At 66.2% G+C, this 14,971-nt stretch carries 13 protein-coding genes and 1 riboswitch; of the genes, 4 read left to right on the forward strand and 9 right to left on the reverse strand.

Annotation, left to right across the window (positions count from 1 at the left end; translation table 11 throughout):
- Positions 1 to 7 precede the first annotated feature (7 nt).
- A complete protein-coding gene (doeA, locus tag GGR17_RS10745; protein ID WP_054538978.1) occupies positions 8 to 1,195 on the forward strand; it encodes an ectoine hydrolase DoeA in 1,188 nt (395 codons plus the stop codon).
- Positions 1,192 to 2,193: a N(2)-acetyl-L-2,4-diaminobutanoate deacetylase DoeB gene (gene doeB / locus GGR17_RS10750; RefSeq protein WP_054538979.1), complete on the forward strand. Its 1,002-nt coding sequence runs from the start codon at positions 1,192 to 1,194 to the stop codon at positions 2,191 to 2,193. Before doeA ends, doeB begins: the two co-directional genes overlap by 4 nt.
- A gap of 125 nt (positions 2,194 to 2,318) precedes the next feature.
- Here doeB and GGR17_RS10755 read toward each other — a convergent pair whose 3' ends face one another.
- The 4 genes from GGR17_RS10755 to GGR17_RS10770 are packed head-to-tail and all read right to left on the reverse strand — an operon-like array spanning position 2,319 to position 7,139.
- Positions 2,319 to 3,467, reverse strand: a complete 1,149-nt coding sequence (locus GGR17_RS10755; protein WP_054538980.1) for an OpgC family protein — start codon at positions 3,465 to 3,467, stop codon at positions 2,319 to 2,321.
- Position 3,468: 1 nt separating this feature from the next.
- On the reverse strand, positions 3,469 to 5,277 hold the full coding sequence (gene mdoH, locus GGR17_RS10760; protein ID WP_054538981.1) for a glucans biosynthesis glucosyltransferase MdoH: 1,809 nt from the start codon (positions 5,275 to 5,277) through the stop codon (positions 3,469 to 3,471).
- Between the two features lie 3 nt (positions 5,278 to 5,280).
- Positions 5,281 to 5,493, reverse strand: a complete 213-nt coding sequence (locus GGR17_RS10765) for a hypothetical protein (protein WP_054538982.1) — start codon at positions 5,491 to 5,493, stop codon at positions 5,281 to 5,283.
- Entirely contained in the window at positions 5,490 to 7,139 is a 1,650-nt protein-coding gene (locus GGR17_RS10770; RefSeq protein ID WP_054538983.1) for a glucan biosynthesis protein, read from the reverse strand. The genes GGR17_RS10765 and GGR17_RS10770 overlap by 4 nt, the downstream gene beginning before the upstream one ends.
- Before the next feature lie 593 nt (positions 7,140 to 7,732).
- Between GGR17_RS10770 and GGR17_RS10775 the strand changes: the two genes are divergently transcribed.
- Complete coding sequence (locus GGR17_RS10775) at positions 7,733 to 9,478, forward strand: DedA family protein (RefSeq protein ID WP_054538984.1); 1,746 nt, start codon at positions 7,733 to 7,735, stop codon at positions 9,476 to 9,478.
- A 147-nt stretch (positions 9,479 to 9,625) separates the two neighbouring features.
- Positions 9,626 to 10,600 carry an alpha/beta fold hydrolase gene (locus tag GGR17_RS10780; RefSeq protein ID WP_054538985.1) on the forward strand — a complete coding sequence of 325 codons (975 nt, stop codon included), beginning with the start codon at positions 9,626 to 9,628 and terminating at the stop codon, positions 10,598 to 10,600.
- Between the two features lie 51 nt (positions 10,601 to 10,651).
- Here the strand turns inward: GGR17_RS10780 and GGR17_RS10785 are convergent, their stop codons facing one another.
- From GGR17_RS10785 to GGR17_RS10805, 5 genes are all read right to left on the reverse strand, one after another.
- Positions 10,652 to 11,116, reverse strand: coding sequence for a MarR family winged helix-turn-helix transcriptional regulator (locus tag GGR17_RS10785; protein ID WP_054538986.1), 465 nt, complete (start codon positions 11,114 to 11,116; stop codon positions 10,652 to 10,654).
- On the reverse strand, positions 11,113 to 11,535 hold the full coding sequence (locus GGR17_RS10790) for an organic hydroperoxide resistance protein (protein ID WP_054538987.1): 423 nt from the start codon (positions 11,533 to 11,535) through the stop codon (positions 11,113 to 11,115). Before GGR17_RS10790 ends, GGR17_RS10785 begins: the two co-directional genes overlap by 4 nt.
- A 106-nt stretch (positions 11,536 to 11,641) precedes the next feature.
- Positions 11,642 to 12,874 (reverse strand): amidohydrolase family protein, encoded by a 1,233-nt coding sequence (locus tag GGR17_RS10795; protein WP_054540392.1) that lies wholly within the window; start codon positions 12,872 to 12,874, stop codon positions 11,642 to 11,644.
- A gap of 160 nt (positions 12,875 to 13,034) precedes the next feature.
- Complete coding sequence (locus GGR17_RS10800; protein WP_054538988.1) at positions 13,035 to 14,276, reverse strand: type II toxin-antitoxin system HipA family toxin; 1,242 nt, start codon at positions 14,274 to 14,276, stop codon at positions 13,035 to 13,037.
- On the reverse strand, positions 14,273 to 14,596 hold the full coding sequence (locus GGR17_RS10805) for a helix-turn-helix domain-containing protein (RefSeq protein ID WP_054538989.1): 324 nt from the start codon (positions 14,594 to 14,596) through the stop codon (positions 14,273 to 14,275). Before GGR17_RS10805 ends, GGR17_RS10800 begins: the two co-directional genes overlap by 4 nt.
- A 234-nt stretch (positions 14,597 to 14,830) precedes the next feature.
- Positions 14,831 to 14,932, forward strand: a riboswitch (TPP riboswitch).
- Positions 14,933 to 14,971: the final 39 nt, after the last annotated feature.

Consider the following 14,971-nt stretch of genomic DNA (forward strand, 5'->3'; position numbering starts at 1 on the left):
GGCCGTCATGCCCAACCTTTCTCCTCTGTTCACACCGGACGAATACGCGGCCCGCCTGGCGGCCACGCGCAGGGCGATGGAGGCGCGCGGGCTTGACGCCCTGATCGTGTCGGACCCGTCCAACATGGCCTGGCTGACCGGCTATGACGGCTGGTCCTTTTACGTGCATCAATGCGTCATCATCGGACCCACCGGCGCACCCGTCTGGTTCGGACGCGGGCAGGATGCGAACGGCGCGGTGCGGACCTGCTATATGGCCGACGGCGATATCATCGGCTATCCCGACCACTACGTGCAATCGACCGAGCGCCACCCGATGGATTACCTGGCCGCCAAGCTGACCGAACGGGGCTGGGACGCCGGGCGCATCGGGGTCGAGATGGACAACTACTGGTACAGCGCCGCCGCCCATGCCGCGCTGGACCGGCAGACACGGGGCGTTCTGGTAGATGCCACCGCCCTGGTCAACTGGCAGCGCGCGGTGAAATCCAAGGCCGAACTTGGCTATATGCGCTCTGCCGCGCGGATCGTCGAACGGATGCATGCGCGCATCTTCGATCTGGCCGAAGTGGGAATGCGCAAATGCGATCTGGTCGCGGAAATCTATGACGCCGGGCTGCGCTATGACCCGAAGCTGGGGTTTGGCGGAGATTATCCTGCCCTCGTGCCGCTTCTGGCCTCGGGGGCCGATGCCTCGGCGCCGCATCTGACGTGGGACGATCGCCCTCTCAAGGCCGGAGAAGCCACATTCTTTGAAATCGCGGGCGTGGTGCATCGCTATCACTGCCCGCTGTCGCGCACGCTGTTTCTGGGCAAGCCGACGCCCACCTTCGTCGAGGCCGAAAAGGCCACGCTCGAGGGTATGGAAGCGGGGCTTGAACTGGCCCGCGCCGGCAACCGCTGCGAGGATATCGCCAATGCGTTCTTCGGGGTTCTGGCCCGCTACGGGATCGAGAAAACCAATCGCACCGGCTATCCCATCGGCATGTCCTATCCGCCCGACTGGGGCGAACGGACGATGTCCTTGCGTGCGGGCGACACGACGGAATTGCAGCCCGGCATGTGCTTTCATTTCATGACCGGCCTGTGGATGGACGACTGGGGCCTTGAAATCACGGAAAGCATCGTGATCGGCGACGGCGCGCCCGAATGCCTTGCCGATGTGCCCCGCAAGCTGATGGTGAAAGACGGATGAACGCGAACCCCATTACCCCGACCGTTCCCCTTGAGAAGGACGGCAAACATCACGGTTTTCTGCGCCTGCCGCATTCGCGCAACGACAGCGCCTGGGGCGCGGTGATGATCCCGGTGACGGTGGTGCGCAACGGCGACGGGCCCACCGCCCTGCTGACCGGCGCCAATCACGGCGACGAATACGAGGGGCCGATCGCACTGCAACGGCTGGCGCATGAGCTGCAGCCCGAAGAAATCACCGGCCGGGTGATCATTGTGCCCTACATGAACTTTCCGGCCTTCCGGGCCGCCACACGGGTATCTCCCATCGACGGAATGAACCTGAACCGGATCTTCCCCGGACGTGCGGACGGGAGCGCGACAGAAAAGATCGCGGATTACTTTCACAATATTCTCGTACCCATGGCCGACATCGTTCTCGACTATCATTCCGGCGGCAAGACGCTGGATTTCCTGCCCTTTGCCTGCGCGCATTATCTGGACACGCAAACCCAGCAGGAAGCCTGCATCGCGGCGGTCGAGGCCTTCAACGCCCCCTATACGCTGATGCTGCGCGAGATCGACAATGTCGGCATGTATGACACCGCCGTCGAGATGCAGGGCAAGGTCTTCGTCACCACCGAGCTTGGCGGCGGCGGCACCGCGACGGCGCGGTCCGCGCGCATTGCCCGCAAGGGCGCGCGCAACGTGCTGATCCACGCGGGCATCCTGCGCGGCGAGATCGAGCGCGAGCCGTCCCTGATGCTCGATATGCCGGGGAATGATTGCTACCATTTCGCAACCTCCGAGGGGCTTGTCGAACCCCTTGTGGATCTGGGCGATCAGGTTTCGCAGGGGCAGCCGATCGCCAAGATCTGGCCCGTTGACAGAACCGGCGTCGTGCCTTTGGAATATTTTGCCCAGCGGGCCGGCATTCTTGCGGCGCGCCACTTTCCGGGGCTGATCCAGACCGGCGACTGTCTGGCCGTGATCGGCACGACAACCGCGAGCGCGGCATAGGCCGAGACGTTATCGATGCCACAATCGGCCCTGACACGGTTCCGCGCGGGTTCAGGTGCCTTTCCGCTCCCAGCCGGTGGGCGTGCATGCCCGGGACCCGCCGCCCCGGCAGCCGCGCCACGCGGCTATCGTTCGGCCGGTGGCTTCGCCAGTTGCCACTTTACCCGCGCGAAAGCCATCTGCACCGCCAGCCCCAGGAAAACATAGCCCATGTCGAACACCCAGGTACCGTCAATCAACGCCGCCTGGATCGACTGGCCAAGGATCGACAGCACCGTGCCGAGCGCGAAACAGGCCAGGCCGAACCGCCCCATCAACAGTACCGGCCAGACCCAGCGGCTGGCGGAGAGGTGCATCACCCACCTCTGGGTCGAAAGGAAATAGACCAGCGCCAGCAGATGCAGCAGGCGCGGAGCGGCAAGGAAGGTCTTGTCGAAGCTGACGATATAGAAGGGCCAGCCGTGGTCCTGCAAGAAACCGAGGGCGGCATTGCATGGGTCACGGATCACGCCGATCTTCACCCACGCCAGAACGAACACCAGCACCGCCAGCGACAGCCAGCGTGCCCACGTTACATTCGGGCACAGCCGCTCGCCCGTTTTCAGCCGCATCCCCGTGGCAAGGCCGATGACAAACAGAAACTGCCAGGCGAACGGGTTGAAAAACCATCCTCCCTCATTGGGGAAGGCCGGCATGTTCAGCCGCGCCTCGCCGGTGATGACCCACAGCAGGAACGATCCCCCGAGCATCACCCAGATATTGCGCTGGCCGATCAGGATCATCACGGGCGTCATCACCAGCAGCGCCGCGTACATCGGCAGGATGTTGATATAGCCGAACTGATGCCCCAACGTCGCGATGCCGATGGTCGCTTTCTCCGGCGCCCTGATCCACGGGGCGACGTTGTTGAGCGTCCGCATCTGATCCGCGCCGAACCAGTAGGCCGCGCCCAGCATGATCGCCAGCGAGATCACCGAGATCACCAGATGCACGGAATAAAGCGTCCATGCCCGGCCCCAGCATTTCGCGACGGCGCGCCACAGCGGCAGGCAGACAAAGGCCGCGGGATAGGCCAGCCCCGCCGCCATCCCCGACATGAACACAAAGCCCTCGGCCGCATCCGAAAAGCCGAAATTTCGGCTGGTCAGGGTTTCCAGCGGGTTGCCCGGCACGTGGTTGATAAAAATCATCACCAGCGCGAGACCACGGAAGAAGTCGAGCCGGGGGTCACGTGTCGACGCGGGCGCGCCCAGCGGAGCTTTGGTCGGGGGCATCTCAGGCAGTTACTTCAACGGCATCGGCGGCAGAAGCGGGCGCGGCAGGCGCGGAGCCGGTCCACAGGGTCACGATCCGGCGATGGTCGGCGATCACCTGCGGGATGCAGGTTTCTTCGGGCGTAAGGAACAGCGGCGGCGCGGACGGCTGCGAGCTGGCCCAGATGACCAGCGGTGCCAGCACCAGCGGCACCCCGATCGGCAGCACCCAGAGCATGAGATCGGGGGCGAGGCTCCGCGTGAGGAAAATGACGGCGCCGCCCCAGAGCTGGATCCACCAGCCCGCGGCAAAGGCATCGGGCAGCGTCAGCTGCCCGTCGCCGCGGGTCTGCGCCGGCCAGCCTCCGTCGCGCCCCATCAGCACCTGAAGCACCGCCCGCGTTTGCCACATCAGCATGATCGGCGCGTTGATCGAAGACATCAGCAATTCGCTCAACATGCCGCGCAGGGCCATGAACCGCCCGCCGAATCCCTCCACCCGCCCGCGAATGATCGCGTCCAGCAGGATCAGCACCTTGGGCAGCACCAGCAAACCGAACACACCCACCGCGACACCGACCGCTTTCGACGTCTGGTCCGAGGGAAAGACGGGAAAGAGCTGGAACGGTTCGGGAAAGAAATCCGGCTCGGGCGCGGTCGCCGTCGCGTAGAGGTTCGAGGCCAGGAACATCACCCAGAACAGCGGCGCGATATAGCTCAGGATGCCCTGGAAAAACACAAACCGCGACCACGCCCTGAGGCCGGGGGCCGACAGAAGACGCACATGCTGCAGGTTCCCCTGACACCACCGCCTGTCGCGCTTGGCGAAATCGATCATGTTCTGCGGCCCCTCTTCGAACGAGCCTGTCAGGTCGGGGTCCAGGCGCACCGACCATCCCGCACGCGCCAGCAGCGCCGCCTCTACATAATCGTGGCTGAGGATGTGCCCCCCGAAGGGCGGCGGGCCGCTGAGTTCGGGCAGGGCACAGCTTTCGGCAAATGCGCGCACGCGCACCAGCGCATTGTGCCCCCAGAACGGCCCCGTGACGCCCTGCATGGCGGCCTGCCCCTGCGCGAACACCGGCGAATAGAACCCGGCGGCGAACTGCATCGCCCGCCCAAAGCGCGAGCGCGCGCCGGTGATGCGCGGCAGCGTCTGCAGCAGGCCAAGTCGTGGCGCCGCCTGCATCCGTCGCACCATCTCCGCGATGGTTTCGCCCTCCATCAGGCTGTCGGCATCGAGGATCAGGGCAAAATCGTAATGCGCCCCCGAGGTTTCAAAGAAATCCTGAATATTGCCCGCCTTGCGGCCCGTGTTGCGGGGCCGCCTGCGATAGAAGAACCGGGCTTTCTTGCCCGCCTTCAGCCGCGCATCCTGTGCGCGGTCGTCCCACAGATGCACGAACCAGCGCTCTTCCTCGGCGCCCACACGTTCGTCCTGCGTATCCGACAGGATCGCGAAGTCGAAATGCGCCGCCAGCCCCAATCGGGTTAGCGCATCATCCATCGCCGCCACACGGGCGAAAACCACCGCCGGATCTTCGTTGTAGACAGGCATCAGGATGGCGGTGCGGGTGGTGATGGGCGTGACCAGCGGCGGGGGCGCCCTGCGCGCGGAAATCAGCCCCTCGACCGATTGCATCGCCCCCCAGGCCAGCCAGAAGGTCGTGATGAACACCAGCGCCGCGCGCACCCCGTCGACCACCTGATAACCGTCGGCGGCGCCGAATTGCAAAAACAGCGCCGCAGCGCCGGCCCCGAGGCCGACACTCACGAGCAACGCAAACGCACGCGCCGACAGCGCACCGCCGGAGGACGTTGTCCGGATCATCCGTTATCGGCCGCGCGCCGTTCGACCGAACCCGGCGGCGCACGCCATAAGCAGGCGATGCAGGGTCCTGCCACCGGCAAAGGGCGCCTCGATCACCTGCCTCGGCATCACCAGGGGCGCGTGGGGAAGCGCGGCTTCGCGCAGGATAGCCGCCTTGCGCGTGGCAAAGGCGAAGGTGTTTCCATCGGAAACGGAAGAACTGATCTGCGTCGTCATTCGCGTACCCATTGGTAAATCCATGTCTCGGTGAGCTTTCTCCCAAAACCCGCGACATGGGCAACAAGTTCCACCAGTCGCTCATTTCCACCATTTACATCGATGACAAGCCGCCACTTGTTGGTGTCTTCGATCTTTGAAAGAGCGATATGTTGAATTTTCCCGCGTGCAATGGTCACCACCGGTTCCAACACCGCATCTTCCGGCAGCCCCGCCATCAGCCCGCCCGCGAAATCGATCACGAACTTGCGCACCGATGCCTTGGTGTCGGACACGCCCGAGGTCCCGCCCCGCCCCACCAGCGTGTTGACGATCCACGCGCGGTCTCCCTCGCGGTCGGTGCCGAGCACGCCCCAGCGCAGGCGGTAGGCGTATTCGCGCGTCTCGCCCGCCTTCGGTTTGTCGGACGGCACCCAGAAGCTGACGATATTGTCATTGCCCTCCAGGTCGGAGGGGATCTCGACCAGACGGATCGCGCCCGGCCCCCAATCGCCTCGCGGTTCGATCAGCACCGACGGGCGATCCTGATAATGGGCGCCCGCGTCCTGATAATCGTCGAACGAACGGTCGCGCTGGATCAGGCCGAAGGATTTGAGGTTCGGCTCGGTGAGGTAGGAGCTGGCCAGCCGCGGCGGGTTGTTGAGCGGGCGCCAGAGCACATCGCCGTCCTGACGCACCACCATCAGCGCGTTGCTGTCATGAACCTGGGGGCGGTAGTCATCGAAGGCATCGCCATTCTTTTCGTCGAACAGGAACATCGAGGTCAGCGCCGCCACGCCCAGCTGTTCCACATCGCGGCGGAAATGCAGCCTGGCGGTCACATCAATCACGGTTTCCGCGCCCGGACGGATCACGAAACGGTAGGCGCCTGTGCACGACGGGCTGTCGAGCGCGGCGTAGAGCACGGCGGTTTCCTGCCCGTCGGCGGGACGCTCCAGCCAGAATTCGGAAAAGCGCGGGAACTCCTCCTCGCCGCCGAGCCCGGTGTTGATCGCGAGCCCGCGCGCGGACAGCCCGTAGCTGCTGCCTCGGGCCAGAGCGCGGAAATAAGACGCCCCCACGAAAGCGACCAGTTCGTCGAACTTGTCGGCGCGGTTGAGCGGCGTGTTCAGACGAAAGCCCGCCACGCCCGGTAAATCCTGACCTTTGGGCACACGGTCGGCGAGATCATCGTAGTAGAGGAAATCCTCGGTGGAAAAGCTCATCGGCGTCTGGGTGCCGTCGATCACTTCGTGGATTGCCACGGTCTGCTTGTACAGCCAGCCGGGATGGAAGGCATGCACGCGGAACAGCGCGCCGTCGTCGCGCCAGCGCGCGCGGTCCGGATTGAACTGGATCTTGCGATAATCGTCGTAGTCGAGATCCGCGATCACCTCTGCCGCATCGGCGGGCGCCCGGTAATCGGATCGGGCCGCCTCTGCCATGCGCGCATCCAGCCAGTCGAAGGAAAACGGCTGCGGCTCGGCCGGCGCGGGGGCGGGCTGGGCCACGGCTTCGGGCGCCCCCGGCTCTGGCGCGGCGGCCTCCTGCGTCAGAGCCGGGCGCGCGAAGGCGACAGCGGCCACAGATCCCGAAAGAGTGGAAAGAACTGTACGACGAGTGAGGCGGGACAGGCCCGCTTCAGAAGACTGCGACTTTACAGACATTGCACACACATTGAACCGAACTTGCTTTCGTACACACGTCATCCTGCGCATGCGACTCACTCACATGACAGTTCCGTGACCCTGACCAATTATGACCAGTTTCGCCGCACCGCCACATGAATCTGTTGAACCGGTTGAGAACTGGCGGTTTTTCGCAGGTCGCCGACCTGCCGGCAAGAGCGGCTCCGCCGCCAAACCGCTGCTGTTGTTGCGAAGAATAGCAGGAAATAAGCTGTTTCAGCGAAGAACGGATCATCGGGATCTTGAAAGAGCGCCAGGCGGCGGCCGGATCTGGCGGAGGCGCGGAAAGGTCTGTCCGGAATCAAGCGACGTGTTTCACGGGGAGTGGCGCCGGACGCCCGTGCCCGTTGGCCCAGGCCCTCGCCCCCGTGCCGGCGGGCAAGGCGGCGCCCGGCTTTCTGGCATCTTGCCGCCTCGACTAATTTTCCAGGTTCGGGTAGCGTGCCCGAAGCAGGTGCGCTCCATCCGGCAACCCGCTGTTTTCAAAGGCTGCCGTTCCCCCGTGATCGGCCTAGAAAGAGGCCTATGCGCAAGATGATGGCTGACCGAGCGTCCTACAGGCACCGCTGACAATGCTCGACATCCTTCAGACCCTGCTCGACATGGCAAGCTCGCGGCCGATCGAGGCGCTCATCCTCTTTCTGGCGCCCTTCGCACGTGAGGATGTCGCCATCGTCGTCGGCGGCCTTCTCATCGTCGAGCAGCGGCTGCCGTTCGGGCTGGCCCTGGCAAGCCTCTACGCCGGGATCGTGGCCAGTGATTTCCTGCTGTTCGGCCTTGGCAGGCTCGCCCGGCGGAACAACCGGCTTCGGCGGCTCCTGCTGCACCCGAGGGTCGAGCGGGCCAACGCGTGGCTGCTGGGCCATGTGCCGGCGGCGATGATCGTCGCGCGGATCGTCCCCGGTGTCATCTTCCCGGTCTATGTGGGCTGCGGCCTTCTGGGGGTGCGGACCGCCGTGTTCGCGCTGATCACGATGGCGACGGCCGCGGTCTATTTGCCCGCGCTGCTCTGGCTCGTGGTCCGCTTCGGCGATGACGTGCTCTCGGGGGCCGGCTATTGGGCGTGGGTTCTGACCCTCACCATTCTGGTGATCCTGATCACCAACCGGGCGCGGAACCCGCCGTGGGGCCTGATGCTGCGTGTCGGCCGCTTCGGGTTTGCGGGGGTGTTCCGGCAGGCCGGAAAAGCCATCAAAGGGGTCGGCAAAAGCCATGCCGGGATGCCGTCTCTCGGCGCCCTCTCCTCGCGCATCGGGCTGGCGGAGAGGATCCCGCCGAAACTCTTCTACGTTCCGATGGCGTTTCAGTGGCTCTGGCTCTCGGCCAGGTATCGCAGCCTGTCGCTTCCGACGCTGGTCAACCCGCTGATCGAGGTTGGCGGGCTCTGGGGCGAGTCGAAACAGGTGTATCTCGACATGGTGTCAGGCGAGGCCCGGCAATGGATCGCGCCCTATGTGATGATGGCGCGCGGATCGGCGGACGGCACCGCAGACGGGCGCCGGGCCGCCGCCCTCGCCCGGGAAAACGGCCTGACCTTCCCGCTTGTCGCCAAGCCCGACATCGGCTGGCAGGGCTACGGCGTGCGCTCCCTCGCCACCGAGGCCGAGTTGCTGGCCTATGTGGCGGCCTTCCCCGCGGGTGCCACGCTGATGCTGCAGCAGCTGGCCCCGTGGGAGGGCGAGGCAGGCGTTTTCTACGTGCGCCGGCCGGATCAGGAACGGGGCGAGGTCGTGGCGCTTACCCTGCGCTACTTCCCCCATGTGATCGGTGACGGGGTGCAGACGGTCCGTGACCTGATCCTCGCCGATCAGCGCGCATCGTGGAAGGCGGGGCTGCACTTCGGCCTGCAGAACAGGCACGGAGGCCTGACGCAACAGATGCTGAACCGGATTCCCGGCGCGGGAGAGATCGTGCGGCTTTCCTTCATCGGCTCGATCCGGGTCGGCGGCCTTTACCGCGACGCGGGCGCGCAGATCACGCCGGCGCTTTCGGAACGTTTCGATGCGATCTCGCGGTCGATGCCGGAGTTCCACTATGGCCGCTACGACATCCGCTTCGCCTCGATGGAGCGGCTGCAGGAGGGCGAGGATTTCCTCATCATAGAGATCAACGGCGCGGGCAGCGAATCGATCAGCGCGTGGGATCCCAAGACGCCGCTGCTTGAGGTTTACCGCCGGCTGCTCGCGCATCAGCGCATGCTTTTCGAGATCGGCGCGATGAACCGGCAGCGCGGCTGGAAGACACCGGGGCCGCTTGCGATCCTGCGCGCCGCCCGGCGACAGACCGGCCTGATCGGGCGCTATCCGCCTTCATCGTAAACCGGACGGCCTACTTGCATCCCTGCCCGGGCCTGCCCATCTGCAAGGCAACCGGGCGGATGCCCCGTGCCGAGGCTCCGGGTGCTTCGCCGGATCACGGGTACGGTTTCGCCAGCAACCCTATCGGCAGAAGGCGCAGGCAGATCCATGACAGATGTTCTCACGCACCCCGGCGCGGCGCCCGCAGACCGCTCGCTTGCGGCCCGCCTGATGTCGGGCGGCATGCCCGCGCAGGACGTGGTGGTGATCGCCGCAGCCGAGCGGCGCCCCGACGGCCCCTTCGCCCAGTTCCGCCGCTCGATGCGCGAGCGGTTTCAGGCCATCACCAACGTCGGGCTGACCCATCCCGCCTCAGGCCAGGCCGCGCTCGCCCGCCATGACCTGCCGGGGCGCAACGGCTTGCCGGCGCTCAGCTACCTCGCGGCGGGCGATTCCGCTGGCCGTCCGGTGGTGTTCATCCATGGCACGCCCGGCGAGGCGTCGGATTGGGCGCCGTTCCTGCGGCGCGCGCCCGCCGGCCAGCACCGGCTGGCGATCGACCGTCCCGGCTTTGGCCGCAGTGGCCCCGGCGCGCCCGTCGTCGCCCTGCCCGAACAGGCCCGCGCGATCGCCGCGCTGCTGGAGGCGGGCCCCGGGCCTGCCGTCGTCGTCGGCTCTTCCTATGGCGGGCCGGTGGCGCTGCAGCTCGCTGCAAACCACCCCGATCTGGTGTCGGGCGTGCTGCTGGTGGGCGCCGCCGCGGACCCCGTGCGCGAGCGGACACATCCCGCTCAGCGCCTTGCCGCGCTGCGCGCGGTGAGCAGCCTGCTGCCCCGGCCGCTTGTCCATTCCAACGCCGAACTGCTGGTGCTGCGGCGCGAGCTGGAGGCGCTCGGCCAGCGCATCGGGCGCATCCGCGCGCCGGTCACTATCCTGCAGGGGCTGCACGACACGCTCGTGCCCGCCGAAAACGCCGCCTATCTCGCCGAACGTCTTGTGGGCGTCGCCCGCCGGCGTGTCGTCCTCGTCGAACGCGCGGGCCACTTTCTGCACATCCTGCGCTCCACCCTCGTCGAAGACACGCTGCGGCACCTGCTTGCAGAGTCGAAGACGCCAGGCCCCGCGCCGGCCGCGCTGTCCTGACACCCGCGCGCTCAGGGCCGTGCAGGCCCCGGGCCTGACCGTTCGAACCGGCTACACCGCCTCGTCAAGCTTTCCGACCAGCGACTGGACGACGCTGCGCACATGCGCGATCTCGTCCGGCGCGGCCTCGATCCGCCGGGCGAGCTCTTTCGGCACCTCCTCTGCCTGCTCCCGCAAGGCACGCCCGTGGGGCGTCAGGGTGATCAGCACGCGCCGCTCGTCATCCGGGTCACGCTGACGCGCGACGAACCCCGCCTGCTCCATGCGCTTGAGCAGCGGGCTCATGGTGCCGTTGTCGAGATGAAGGCAGGCGCAAAGATCGCCGACGGAAACGGGGTCGCGCCCCCACAGCACAAGCATCACAAGATATTGCGAATAGGTCAGGCCGAGGGGCGCGAGCAGCGGCCTGTAGAGCCGCTGCAGAAGGTTCGTCGCCGCGTAGAGCGGAAAGCAGACCTGCCGGTCGAGGCGCAGCAGGTCGTCCGCCGCGGGGGTGTCATCGGGCCGGTCGGTCATTTTGTCGAAACGGAGATGGCCACATCGATGTTGCCGCGCACAGCGTTCGAGTAGGGGCAGACCTTGTGCGCGTCGGCAACCGCCGCCTCTGCCGTCGCCTGATCGACGCCTTTGAGTATGACATCAAGCGCGACCGTCAGGCGAAACCCTGCGCCGTCCGGCTCCATGCCGACCGTCGCCTCGACCTCGACATCATCGTCGCCGATCTTCTGTTCGCTCTTGCGCGTGGTGTGAATCACCGCGTTGCCGAAGCATGCGGCGTAACCGGCCGCGAAAAGCTGCTCGGGGTTGGTGGCGCCGCCCTTGCCGCCAAGCGCCTTCGGCATCGCCAGCCCGACCGCCAGAAGGCCGTCCGTGCTTTCGCTGGCTCCATTTCGGCCGCCGGTGGCCCTGACCGTGGTGGAATAAAGGGGGCTCACGATGATTGTCCTTTCACGAACGCATGTGGCTAGCTGTGTATTTGCCAGCAATACTATTGCAAGGGCAGATCACCGGCCCGGCCGAAAAACCGCGCGCCCCCGGCGATCACGCCGGATCGCGCATCAGCGGCGCGCGCGGGGCCCAAAGCCGCAGCTTTCCGCCCCGCACCACCGCCGTCACAGGCGCATTGGCGCGCACCGCCGCCGCCACGTCGGGCGCCGCGAGCAGGATGAAATCCGCCGCGGCCCCGGCCTGCGGTTCGGGCGCGGGCCGGCGCAGGATCCGGGCCGGGGCATCGGTGATCATGTCAAACACGCCGCGCATCTGGGCATCGGTGGCAAGCTGGTCGATATTGGCGTAGTAATTCGCCATTCGCAGCAACGACGCATCGCCGAAAGGTGTGAACGGGTTTTGCACGTTGTTGGTGGCCAGCGCCACCGCCGCGCCATGCGCCGCGATCCGATGGGCCGGCGCAACCCCGCGCGGGCGCAGCGGATCGGCCCGGTCACCGTTCAGGAAACTGTCGGTCGCCGGAAGCACCACAAGCCCGATCCCCGCCTCTGCCATCTGCCGCGCCAGATCGGCGCGCCGCTCCGGCGCGAAGGCGGCGAACTTCGTCGCATGGCCCACGGCCACCCGGCCTTGCCAGCCGCGCCTGATGGTCTGGGCGATGATTTCCGGCAGGATCGAACCATCCGGATCGAGATCGAAATCGGCGTGAAAATCCGCGTCCACGTCGAAACGCTCGGCCAGATCGAAGATCAACCCGACATGGGCCACCGGATCCCGGTCGGTATAGGGGCAGCCGCCAACCAGATCACCGCCCTGCGCCAGCGCCTGCTCCATCAACCCGCAGGTCGCCATCTCTTGCGTCAGCCCTTCCTGGGCGAAGACGCAAAGCTGCAGGTCGATCAGATCGGACCAATCCGCCCGCAGCCGTTTGAGCGCACGAAAGCTGCGCAGCCCGGCGCGCGGGTCCACCTCGACGAAACTGCGCATCCGCTGCGTGCCCGCCCGCACCGCCATCTCAAGCACCTGCGCGCCGCGCGCATAGACATCCTCTTCGGTAAAGCCGCGCTTGGCATCGGCGGTCAGGCGCACGGCCTCTGGCAGCGTGCCCTCGCAGATCGGGCATCGGCCCAGGATCATCGCCTTGTCGAGATGAACATGGGCGTCGGTGAAGCCCGGGCACAACAGCGCGCCCCGCGCGTCATGGCGGGGCAGATCGGCAGGCATGTCGCCGCGCGCACCGATCGCGGCGATCACACCCCGCGCAACATGAAGCGACAGGCCGCTCTGCCCGTTCGGAAGGCCGATATTGTCGAGGATGAAAGCCATACCGGTCAGGCGTACCGCTTTGTGAAAGGGGCGATCCGGCGTGTTTTCGTCTGGCGCGCAGGCGGCAGAAAAAGGCCGGAACTGGTGAAAATTCCGAGACGGGACAAGGATATGGCGCACCGGGCCATCCAACAAGCCGAAATCCATGGCGCCCGCCGCCTCAGGGCCAGCGCTTCGCCTCGGCCATGGCATCCGAGATCGTCGCGCGCAATGCGGGCGGCACCTGCTCGGCCTGTGCATGGTCATGCCATCTGGCGATCGCACCATCGACCTGCGCGATGATCTCCGTGGCGCGGCGCGGCTTGATCCCGGCGCGCTTCGCAACTTCCGCAAAGGCGGATGTCCCCGGTCGCCGCCCTTCGTCGCCAATGGTCAGCGTGTGCTCTCCGCCCGGGCCCTGGCTGAAGCTCAGATCATAGGCCGGGGCCAGCCGCCACGCCCCCGAGCCGTGCATAAGGAAAGCATGGTTCTTGAGATGGTCGTCCCGGTTCAGCGCGCGCGCGTTGAAGATCATGCGCCGATACATCTCTTCGGTGGCGCGGATGTCTCGGGTCACGCCATGCACCACCCGAAGCAGTTCGGAATAATCCAGCGTGGCCTCGCGGAAATCGACCTCGAGCAGGGCCGCGACGGTTTGCATATGCAACCGCCCCGCCCCCTCCCGGTCGAAACGATCCGTCACGAAGAAAGGCTCGCCCCGGTCAGAACGCAGCACCCCGGTCCATGCCATCTCGATCCCGGCATCCTTGGCCATGCGCGCATAGGCGGCCTCGGCCTCGACGGCGCCGGCCGGGTCACGCACGGCCCGGCGTTTGATCATCACATGACGCCATCCCGGCGCCAGCGGCAGCCGGTGACTCCGCAACCGATCCCCATCGGGCGAAAGCTGCGCCACGAATTTCGGCCGCGCCCCTTGCGAGCCGCCCGCGACCGCGCGCAAACGCTCCAGCTCCGAGGTGCTCGCCCCCTCTTCCACCTGGGGCACGAGCCGGGCGAACCAGTCGAGATCGATCTCCACCACCGGCTCCGGAACCTCTTCGGGCCGGTAGGTCAGCGCGCCCATCCCGTCCAGGCCAACCATGGCCAGACGGTCCAGCGGCGTGATGTCAGCCAGCGAACGCCCGCGGGACTGAAGCTCCCGGTCGATGAGCAGCCGCCCCCAGCCATCCGGCAGGCTGTCACCGAAGACCCCGGGCAGCCCGTCGAACGCCCGCCCGCGGGGGCGCAGCAGCCCCGCATGGGTCTTGACCAGCAAGGGCGAGATCGGCAGCGGGCGCGCCGCGAACGCCGGATCCCATTCGGCAGCGGCCTCGCGCCGCATATTGTCCCACCCCATCTGCCCGACAGCCACGGGCCCGGTTCCGGCGCCGAAATCGAGCGCGATGTTCAGCCGGCCGGTCACGTCCCGTCAGCCTTGCGCCGCACCCGGACCGGTCCGCGCTGTTTCATGCGGCGCTCAAGATCGTCGAGCGTTTCGGCCTCGACCTGCGGAAAGAGAAGGCGGAATTCATCCAGGGCATCCAGCGCCGCGGCGATTGCCAACACCGTGGCGAAAGAGCCCTCGCCTTTCTGCTCGAACCGTTTCAGGGTCGCGATGGCCACGCCTGACCGTTGGGCGAGCTCGTCCTGGGTCATGCGCAGTGCGATACGACGGGCCTGCGCCGCCTGGCGCACCTGTTCGCGAATATCCTCGGGTGTGTCGAGACCGGGTATGACCCGCATAAAGCTGCCCCTCCATTGTCGGGATGACAAATTCATCCTATCGGAACATGTACGCGATGACAATTATCAGGATCAAATACGATCTTTTAAATTGATAATATGGCAATAACGGATCACATATGATCCTTATTGCTATCAAGTGCCTCCCCATCAGGCGGGTAGAAAACCAAAACGGCGCCGCCCCGGCCGGCAACATGCGTCTTGCCCGCCCGCGCCAGGAGGATTACCGTTACCGCGAATCCGTTGGGGTGCCCCGAGAGGGGCTGAGAGGCACATCGCCAACCCATCGAACCTGATCCGGTCAATACCGGCGTAGGGAACGGAGCCAGAGCAGAGGCCGCACCCCGGCCCTTCTTTCTTCCGCGTTCCGCGCCG

This window comes from Actibacterium naphthalenivorans (assembly GCF_014196965.1).
Taxonomy (GTDB): domain Bacteria; phylum Pseudomonadota; class Alphaproteobacteria; order Rhodobacterales; family Rhodobacteraceae; genus Actibacterium_A; species Actibacterium_A naphthalenivorans.

Excerpts from the sequence above, each read along its gene's own strand:
- doeB (WP_054538979.1), top strand. The coding sequence starts at position 1,192 with ATGAACGCGAACCCCATTACCCCGACCGTTCCCCTTGAGAAGGACGGC.
- GGR17_RS10780 (WP_054538985.1), top strand. The coding sequence starts at position 9,626 with ATGACAGATGTTCTCACGCACCCCGGCGCGGCGCCCGCAGACCGCTCG.
- GGR17_RS10755 (WP_054538980.1), bottom strand. The coding sequence starts at position 3,467 with ATGCCCCCGACCAAAGCTCCGCTGGGCGCGCCCGCGTCGACACGTGAC.
- doeA (WP_054538978.1), top strand. The coding sequence starts at position 8 with ATGCCCAACCTTTCTCCTCTGTTCACACCGGACGAATACGCGGCCCGC.
- GGR17_RS10770 (WP_054538983.1), bottom strand. The coding sequence starts at position 7,139 with ATGTCTGTAAAGTCGCAGTCTTCTGAAGCGGGCCTGTCCCGCCTCACT.
- GGR17_RS10765 (WP_054538982.1), bottom strand. The coding sequence starts at position 5,493 with ATGACGACGCAGATCAGTTCTTCCGTTTCCGATGGAAACACCTTCGCC.
- GGR17_RS10775 (WP_054538984.1), top strand. The coding sequence starts at position 7,733 with ATGCTCGACATCCTTCAGACCCTGCTCGACATGGCAAGCTCGCGGCCG.
- GGR17_RS10785 (WP_054538986.1), bottom strand. The coding sequence starts at position 11,116 with ATGACCGACCGGCCCGATGACACCCCCGCGGCGGACGACCTGCTGCGC.
- mdoH (WP_054538981.1), bottom strand. The coding sequence starts at position 5,277 with ATGATCCGGACAACGTCCTCCGGCGGTGCGCTGTCGGCGCGTGCGTTT.
- GGR17_RS10805 (WP_054538989.1), bottom strand. The coding sequence starts at position 14,596 with ATGCGGGTCATACCCGGTCTCGACACACCCGAGGATATTCGCGAACAG.
- GGR17_RS10795 (WP_054540392.1), bottom strand. The coding sequence starts at position 12,874 with ATGGCTTTCATCCTCGACAATATCGGCCTTCCGAACGGGCAGAGCGGC.